General features: G+C 65.7%; 8 protein-coding genes. 5 read left to right on the top strand and 3 right to left on the bottom strand.

The annotated features are described in order from the left end of the window. Positions 1 to 801: S8 family serine peptidase (locus ACT6VE_RS34005; RefSeq protein WP_444802571.1), on the bottom strand; the 801-nt coding region annotated here is incomplete at its 3' end. Positions 802 to 1,000: 199 nt separating this feature from the next. Here ACT6VE_RS34005 and ACT6VE_RS34010 point away from each other — a divergent pair. The 3 genes from ACT6VE_RS34010 (at position 1,001) to ACT6VE_RS34020 (ending at position 2,639) form a co-directional block, all read left to right on the top strand. Then, positions 1,001 to 1,489 carry an RNA polymerase sigma factor gene (locus ACT6VE_RS34010; RefSeq protein ID WP_054135592.1) on the top strand — a complete coding sequence of 163 codons (489 nt, stop codon included), beginning with the start codon at positions 1,001 to 1,003 and terminating at the stop codon, positions 1,487 to 1,489. After that, complete coding sequence (locus tag ACT6VE_RS34015) at positions 1,486 to 2,217, top strand: anti-sigma factor family protein (RefSeq protein ID WP_444608889.1); 732 nt, start codon at positions 1,486 to 1,488, stop codon at positions 2,215 to 2,217. Before ACT6VE_RS34010 ends, ACT6VE_RS34015 begins: the two co-directional genes overlap by 4 nt. Positions 2,218 to 2,297: 80 nt before the next feature. Then, positions 2,298 to 2,639 (top strand): hypothetical protein, encoded by a 342-nt coding sequence (locus ACT6VE_RS34020; protein WP_444608890.1) that lies wholly within the window; start codon positions 2,298 to 2,300, stop codon positions 2,637 to 2,639. 594 nt (positions 2,640 to 3,233) lie between these two features. On the opposite strand, the gene solA is transcribed toward ACT6VE_RS34020, so the two are convergent. Together solA and ACT6VE_RS34030 are read right to left on the bottom strand one after the other, a co-directional pair. Beyond that, the gene (solA, locus tag ACT6VE_RS34025) at positions 3,234 to 4,451 is read right to left on the bottom strand and encodes an N-methyl-L-tryptophan oxidase (protein WP_444608891.1); all 1,218 of its coding nucleotides are present in this window, start codon (positions 4,449 to 4,451) and stop codon (positions 3,234 to 3,236) included. Further along, the gene (locus ACT6VE_RS34030) at positions 4,448 to 5,611 is read right to left on the bottom strand and encodes an aminotransferase class V-fold PLP-dependent enzyme (RefSeq protein WP_117351485.1); all 1,164 of its coding nucleotides are present in this window, start codon (positions 5,609 to 5,611) and stop codon (positions 4,448 to 4,450) included. Before ACT6VE_RS34030 ends, solA begins: the two co-directional genes overlap by 4 nt. 115 nt (positions 5,612 to 5,726) lie before the next feature. Here ACT6VE_RS34030 and ACT6VE_RS34035 point away from each other — a divergent pair, with 115 nt between their 5' ends. Then, entirely contained in the window at positions 5,727 to 7,481 is a 1,755-nt protein-coding gene (locus ACT6VE_RS34035) for an N-acyl-D-amino-acid deacylase family protein (protein WP_444608892.1), read from the top strand. After that, positions 7,478 to 8,471 (top strand): serine hydrolase domain-containing protein (locus ACT6VE_RS34040; RefSeq protein ID WP_444802572.1); only part of this gene is annotated, 994 nt, incomplete at its 3' end. The genes ACT6VE_RS34035 and ACT6VE_RS34040, both read left to right, overlap by 4 nt.

An 8,471-nucleotide genomic window follows, 5' to 3' on the forward strand; every position in this document is an offset into this window, starting at 1 on the left:
GTCCGGTCCGACCAGGCTGATGTTGATCACGGCGGCCTGCTGCCCGCTGAGCCATCCCAGCGCGCGTGCGATTGCCGAGGCGGTACCGCCCGTGGCATCGGTGCCATAGACATCGGCAGCATAGAGCGCGCTGCCCGAACCCGCCGCGCCCAGCGCCAGCGCCGCCACCGCGGTGCCATGGTCGCCCGCGCGGGGCGCGCCGGTGGCAAAGCCCTTCTGCACGACCCGTGTGCTGAGGCCGGGGAGTGGGCCCACGCCGCTGTCGATCAGGCCGATCCGCGCGCCGCCGGGCCCGCCTGTCTGCGCAGCGGCCAGCGCGCCGAGAGATGCTGCGGGCGGAAGACCGCCACTGGGGAAATAGAGGTTGTCCGCTGCTATCTCGGCTGCGGGCATCAGCGCGGCCAGCTGGCGCTGCGCCTTGCCGAGCGGCAGTCCTTCGGGAAGCGCGAAGCGGACAAAGGTCAGGTCGAGCTCCGCGATGACCTCTTCGTCGATGATGCGGTACCCTGCCGCAATCGCTCTGGCCCGGTCGGCGCCCGCCACCCCCGTCGCCAGCAGCACGCCGCGCAGGGCAGGCGCGCGCACCGCGTCGAACTCGACCCGATCGCGATGGGTGCGGACAAAACCGGTCAGGCGATCAAGCCTTGCCGAGCGCAGTTGCCGCGCCACCGCATCGGGCGACAGCCGATCGAGGTCGAGAGTGTCGAGCAGGGGCCGTGCAAGCCCGTCGATCCCGCCGCGCGGCGTGGGCAGCGAAGGCAGCCCGATCTGGGGCATCGCCGCCGCCGGAAGGGCGACCATTGCCACCCCCGCCATGACCCTGCATATTTTTGCCATCATGCTGCTGCGTCCCTGCCAGAGGCCATCCCTCCGCCTTGTCCTTGCACGAATTTTTCGTGGTCCGGGGATGAAACGCATCAACCGGGACGTTTCATCCGCATGAACCACAAAAAATGGCTGACCCGATGCGGCATGGCAACCGCCGATGTGGAGCGCGAGAATGGCATTTGAGCAAGATCTGGTTGCCCTGCTGCCGCGGTTGCGACGCTTTGCGCGGGGGCTTGCCGGTCATCACGCCGATGCCGACGACCTGTGCCAGGCGGCGGTCGAGCGTGCTTTGGTCGCACGCCAGCAATGGCAGCCGGGAACACGATTGGATAGCTGGATGTACCGCATCACCCGAAATCTCTGGATCGATCGCCATCGCGCGAACGCACGGCGCGGCCCTACCGCCAATATCGATGACGATGCTGTGCAGATCGCGGATGACGGCCATCGGCGGATGGAAGCGCAACTGGAACTGGGCGATATCGATCGCGCCATGGCCAGGCTGCCGCCCGAACAGCGCGAGGCGGTCGTCCTGGTGCTCGTCGAGGGCTACAGCTACCGCGAAGCCGCCGACATCGCCTCGGTTCCAGTCGGAACTCTGACCTCGCGCCTGGGGCGCGGGCGCGAGGCTCTGGCCAATATGCTCGGAGAAGCCGCATGACCTTCGATCACGATATCATCATGGCCTATGTCGATGGCGAGCTCGATCTGGTCACCAGCCGCCGCATCGAGCGTGCAGCAGAGCAGGACCAGGCGCTGGCGGCGATGATCGCGCAGCAGCGAGCGCTCAAGACCAGGCTGAAGGCGCATTTCGACCCGGCGCTCGATGAACCTCTTCCCGAGCGGCTGACCCGGCCGCTGGAGGTCCCCGCCATTCCAGTGTCCGATGCCCGGCGCCGGTTCGGCTGGCCGACCTTCGCCGCGATGGCCGCGAGCCTTGCGCTGGGGCTGGTGATCGGCCCGCGCCTTCTGGCCCCCGACACGGCACTCGAGACGGCACCCGGCGCTGGGCCGGTCGGGGTCCGGGGCGAGATGCTGGTTGCGCAAGGCGGACTAGCTGACGCGCTGGATCGCCAGCTCGCATCTGCCCAGCCTGCGTCAACCGATATCCGCATCGGCCTCACCTTCCGCGACAGGCAGGGCGCGGTCTGCCGCAGCTTCGACAGCGCCGCCATTGCCGGGATCGCCTGCCGCCAGGATGATCGCTGGGCGCTGCGCCAGGCGGTGGCCGGTTCCGCGCAATCCACCTATCGCCAGGCGGGTGCGAGCGATCTGCTCGCAGCGGTCGATGCGATGCGCGCGGGCGATGTCGCCGATGCGGCAACCGAGCGCGCCTGGCAGGCGGGGGGCTGGGTGGCGCCTCGTCCGGGCCAGCCGGGCCGGCGCTGATAATTCTCCTGCAGCGGGATGAAACGCGGCGCGTGCGTCGTTGTCCCTTCGGAACGTCAACGCCAATGAGGAGAAGTTCGATGAAGTTGCTTGCCGTCGCTGTTTGCCTGGTTTCGCTCGGGGTTCCTGCGCTGGCCACCGCACAATACTCCACCGGCCCCGATTTCCCGTTGCCGGCCATACGCAGCGAACCGATCTCGGAGGTCTTCAACGCGCAGTGGTTCAACTATCTTGCCAACGTCAACGAGGCCGACAAGGAGCTCAACCACGACCTGCGCCGCGCCAGCGACCGCGAGGACATCGCCGATGCGTGGGAGGAATATGCCGTCGAACTGGTCGATGCGGACAAGGACTATGTCAAGGCAATGCGCAAGCGCGGCTACCGCGTCGGCCGCGTCTCGTTGCTCGCCAGCCGCAACTGAGCGCCGCCCCTCTGCGATGTGATCGCCACAAAAGCCAAGGCGGCTTCGATCCCGTTGAACAAGGCGTCGAGTGTCCAACAGGCCCGGAAGTCCTTCTCGACATTCTGCGGCGCCGTGCCGAGTCTCTGCGCTGTCGCCAAACAGACGCCCATGCGGGTTGCTACCAGACGGTGTTCGAAGGTGACCGGCTGACGCGGTCAGGAATCTGCGCCTTCAGTTGGAATAAAAGTTGGACCATTTCCGAAATCTGCACCCTAATCTCGGACAACGAGCAAGGTTGAGCGTCTGAATTACGTATACAAGTTTCGGACAATGCAGAGGCGTTGCCCCTCGCGGGAAAAGCAGATGGGGTGCTTGCGCGCCGCCGTCGCGGGCGGCTTGACCACGACCTTGTCCTGCGGGTGCAACGCGTGGCAACTGAGCGCGGCCATCACCGCCGTGATTGAGGCGCAGCTGGCCTGATGCCCGCCGACCTTCGGCCCATCGCCCTTGTCTCCCAGGTTGTTGGCGTTGTGCACCGTGCACCATGACAGCCAGCGCAGCGCTGCTCGATCTGGGTGAGCAATGCGATCGTCTCCTACCGCAGGGCGGGGTTCATCGCTTGGTCGGAGGTGGGGGCGTTCGCGGCTGCGGCATCGCGCTCAGGCGGCGAGGATCGAAGGCGGGGATCGCCGCGGCAGGGCCTTCGGTGATCAGGCGTACCGCGTGTTCGCCCACGGCTGCGGAATGCTTGAAACCATGGCCCGAGCATGCCGAAACCACCGTGATGCGCTCCATCCCATCGACGGGCCCGATTACGAAGTCGGCATCGGGCGCGCAGGTGTAAAGACACGCGGCAGAGCGCACCTGCGGGAGGGTGAGGCCGGGGATCCTGCCGACAAGATGATCGCGGTGCATTTCGGCGGCCTCCTCAGGTCGGACGTCCCGATCCAGCTGGTCGGGATCGGCCGTGGCGCGGGTCTGATTCTCGTCGGCGACCTTTACGAGGGCATGGCCAAGATCATCCGGGATCGGGAAGCCGTAGAAGCTGTCCTCCGGGTGGTTGCCATGCAGCCAGATGAAGGTGGGGAAGGTGCCGACCGCAAAATCCTGCGGGCGCTCGGGTGCGAACCAGTGCAGTACCTGCCGCCGCAGAGTCAGCGGGGCGAGGCCGTTGCTACCCACAAGGCCCGGCGTCCACGCCCCACCGGCAAGGATCACGTTGCCCGCATGGTAGGTTGCCCCACCCGCCTGCACTGTCACGCCGCCCGGCGTTTCGGTAATCGCGGTAACCTGCGACCCGGTCTCCATCCGCGCACCCAGCTTGCGGGCCATGGCAAGCTGCGCTGCGATGCAGCGTTCGGGATAGACGAAGCCGCCGCCGGGTTCGAAATAGACCAGTTCGTCCCCGGACAGAGCGAATTGCGGGAAGCGGGCGCGGGTTTCCTCGATGCTCAGGATGTCGTGCTCGATCGCGTGTGCCTGTGCCGCAGCGATGGTGTTCAGCACGAACCCGCTGCGGCTGTGGTGCATCGCCGCACCGCCTTCCGCGCCGATGATCAGCACCCCGCACGCTTCGAACAGCCGCTGGCCGGTTTCCCGTTCCAGCTCTCGCCAGATTTCGTGCGAGCGCAGGACCAGTGGGACATAGACCTGGCCCTCGCCGATGGCCTGGCGGGTGATGCGGGTTTCGCCATGGCTCGATCCCATCGCGTGGGGCGGCTTCCAGCGGTCGATGCCGATGGCGCTGATCCCTGCGCGGGCGAGTTGATATAGCGCCGCGCTCCCCGCCGCGCCGAGGCCGATGACGATGACGTCTGCAGTGTTGCTCATGCCCCTTGCCCGATGGCGTTCAGTGCGTCGCACAGCCGGTCGATATCGTGATCGGACACATGCAGATGCGGCGATATCCTGATCATGGACCCGCGCTGGCTGACATGAATCTGCTGTGCGGCAAGGCGGGCGACAATGTCGGAGGCGCCCGGAGGTACCGCCACTCCCAGGATGTGGGGTGAGCGCACTTGGGCTGCCGGAACCACAAAGCCACTGGCGGCAAGACGATCAGCGATGCCGGCGTTAATGGCGCCAAGACTCGTCGCGATCCGCTCCACCTGCCAGTCGAGCAGTTGCTCCAGCGCGGCGATCGCCACCGGCAGCAGCGCAAAATTGGAGCGTTCGCCGACGTCGAAACGGCGTGCGCCGGGCTGGGTGGCATCGCGATAATTTACGAGACCTGAGAAATCCTCCGCCCCCGCGCGAGAGGCCCAGACGTGTTCGATCGGTCGCGCGCCATGCCATTGGGGTGCAACATAGGCGAGGGCGATCGAGTAGGGGCCGAGCAACCACTTGTAAGTTGCAGCGACCATGAAATCGGGCTGTACCTGCGCAACCGAAAACGGCATCGCGCCGCAGGACTGGGTAAGATCGAGCGCAAGCCGGGTGCCGTTGGCCCGGCAGGCCGCGCCGATCCGAACAAGGTCAAGCCCGAGGCCGCTTGCCCAGTGACAATTCGGCAGGGCTGCAATGGCGACCCCCGGCCGAAGCCGCGCCAGCACTGCCGCGGTCCAGTCACCGTCCTCCGGAGCCGGAACAGTCTCCACCGTTGCGCCAACCTGCGATGCGCGATCGGTCCAGGGATAGTAATTGCTGGGAAATTCCTCAGCCAGGACCAGCACCGTCTGCCCGGCGTCGAGCGGTAATGTGCGGGCTGCAAGTTCCAGCCCGTAGCTGGCTGACGGCATGATAGCGACACAGGCCGGATCGGCCCCGACCAGCGCGCCGAACAGGCGACGCACGTCTTCCGTCTCGGTGAAGAAGTCGGCTGGTGCAATCGTCCACGGCGCAGCCTTGCGCGCCGCAGCCGCGACCCCCGCCGCCGTCGCGCTGCGAAGCTGCGGGCCCATATAGGCGCAGTTGAACCACGCGCGGTCGGCTGGAATGTCAAACAGATGGCGCTGGGGGGCGATCGGCCCGGCGGTGGAGGGGTTTGGCATTCGCCCGATTTAGCGGACCAGCGCATCCATCGCAACAGAACATAACAGAATTATGTTTTCTTCCTTTGCGGTCCGTCATACAGTCGGGCGGAAACAAGCCAAGGGAGAGGTAGCAATGCTCGATGTCCTCATCAAAGGCGGGTCGGTGGTAGATGGTACCGGGCGGCCTGCCTTTTCCGCCGATCTCGGGATCAGCGGCGGGGTGATTGTCGAGGTGGGCAAGGTTACGACGCCCGCAGCGCGGACCATCGATGCCGACGGCGCGCTGGTCACCCCCGGCTTCATCGACATTCATACCCATTATGACGGGCAGGTCTCGTGGGATGCAGAGATGCTCCCCTCCGCCAACCATGGCGTCACCACCGCGATCATGGGCAATTGCGGGGTCGGCTTTGCGCCTGCGCGCAGCAGCGACCGAGAGACCCTTATCGCACTGATGGAAGGTGTGGAGGATATTCCCGGCACGGCGCTGCATGAAGGCATAACCTGGGAATGGGAGACGATGGGCGAGTATATCAACGCCATCGACCGCACCCCGCGCACCATGGATATCGGGGTGCAGGTGCCGCACAACCCCCTGCGGCTCTATGTGATGGGCGAACGCGCGGTGCGGCGCGAGGCGGCAACGCCTGACGATATCGCCGCCATGCAGGCGCTGCTGGTCGAGGGGCTGGAAGCCGGCGCATTGGGCTTCACCACGGCAGACACCGTCGGCCACCGCGATGCGCATGGCAACCCCACCTATGCCCGGCAGGTGGCCGCGAGTGAGCTCTATGCGCTGGGCGAGGCGATGGGCCGCGCGGGCAAGGGCGTCATCCAGATATTCAACGACTTCTATCGCGACAACGCGGGCGATTTCGCCACCATCGCCGAACTGGCGCGGCGCAGTGGCCGCCCGTTGTCGTTCACTTATGAACAGGACGACGCCTGGCCCGAGGGCTTTCACGAATATGTGACCGGCGAAATGGACGCACTCAATGCTACTGGCGTGCCGATCCGCGCGCAGGTCGCTCCGCGTGCGATCGGCGGGATTCACAGCCTGCAGGGTACAATAAATCCCTTCATGACGCGCCCCAGCTATATGGCGATCATGCATTTGCCCCATGTCGAACGGGTGACGATCATGCGCGATCCCGCCTTCAAGGCGCGGCTGATGACCGAGGATGATCGCCCGATTTCGGACTTCGTCATGTCGGTCAGCCCAAGGGTCGAGGAATGGGGTGCCGATCCGATCCGCATGGCACAGCGCACCTTCTGCCTCGATCCGGAGCCTGATTACGAACAGCCGCTGGACCGCTCGCTCTACGGCCAATCGCAAGCGACCGGGCGCAGTGTGCCCGATCTGCTCTACGATCAGCTGCTCACGCAGGACGGAACGGGGCAGGTCTTCGTCCCGATCATGAACTGGGGCGGGGGGAATTACGATTTCGTCCATGATACGCTCCGCAACCCCTGGTCCATCCTGGGCCTCAGCGACGGGGGTGCGCATGTCGGCTATATCTGCGATGGCAGTTTTCCGACCTATCTGTTGAGCCACTGGACCCGCGACCGCAATCGCGGTCCGCGCATACAGATCGAACGCGCGGTGCAGTTGCAGACGACGGCCCCGGCAGAACACATCGGCCTGCACGACCGTGGCAGGATTGCGCTGGGCTATCGTGCCGACATCAATGTGATCGACCATGATTCGCTGACGATCGGTCGCCCGACGCTGCTGGGCGATCTGCCGGCGGGCGGCACCCGTTTCGTGCAATCGGCGCGTGGCTATCTGGCGACGATGGTGGCAGGACAGGTGGTGACCGACCGCGATCGGCTGACCGGTGCAAAGCCCGGCAAGGTGGTGCGCGGAGCACAACGGAGGGCGGCATGACAGTCACGGACATTTCGCGGCGGAAGCTGCTGGGAGGGGCGGGGCTCGCGCTGGCCGCGCTGCCGTTCGGCTCGCCGCTGGGCATTGGCCTGGCAGCGGAAAGCAAAACGGGCTCGGCGATTTCTGGTTTCGCGTCCTCGGCGCTTGCAACCCGCATGACGCCCGGTGTCTCGGCAGCCGTGGTCACGCCGGATGCGCGAATCATTACCGTTGCCAATGGGCTGGCCGATCCGCAGGCTGGGCTCGCCATGACCAATTCCACACGGCTCATGTCGGGCAGCACCGGCAAGACGTTCTGCGCCGCCACGCTGGTCTCGCTGGCACAGGAGGGTGTCCTGGATCTCGACGCGCCCATTGCACCAGTGTTTGCCGACGAAAGCTGGTTCGTGCGCCTGCCCAATGCCAAGGCGCTCAACTTGCGGATGTTGCTAATGCACGGGGCGGGATTTCCGCAGTTCCTTGATGTGGGCGCCTTCATGCGCAGTTACATCTGGGATGCGATGACCGGGAAAGATATCGCCTATTCCCCGCGCAAGATGCTGTCCTTCATTCTTGACGCAGCGCCACTGAATGCGCCCGGGGCGGCGCATGCCTATTCCGACCTGCACTATCACCTAGCCGGGATCACGGCCGAGAAGATCACAGGCCGGTCCTATTACGATCTGCTGACCGAGCGGGTGCTGGCCAAGCTTGGCGATCCTCATGACGATGTCACCCCGGCCAACACCCGGACTATCGAGCGACTGGCGGCAGGCTATGCGCGAGGCGATGTCATTGCGGCCATGGCGGGCATGACCGGACGCACCACGGACGAGACCGGCGTGCTGCGGCACGATCCTTCGCTTGAATACACCGGCGGCGGCCTGGCGCTGACCCCGCGTGCCCTTGCCCGGTTTTACTGGAAGCTGGCGCACGGGCAAATCGTCTCGCCCGCAAGCTTCGCACAGATGACCGGATCGAGCCTGCCGGTCGTCAAGACCGCCGAAGTCA

This window comes from Shinella sp. (genome assembly GCF_052438155.1).
Classification (GTDB): domain Bacteria; phylum Pseudomonadota; class Alphaproteobacteria; order Rhizobiales; family Rhizobiaceae; genus Shinella.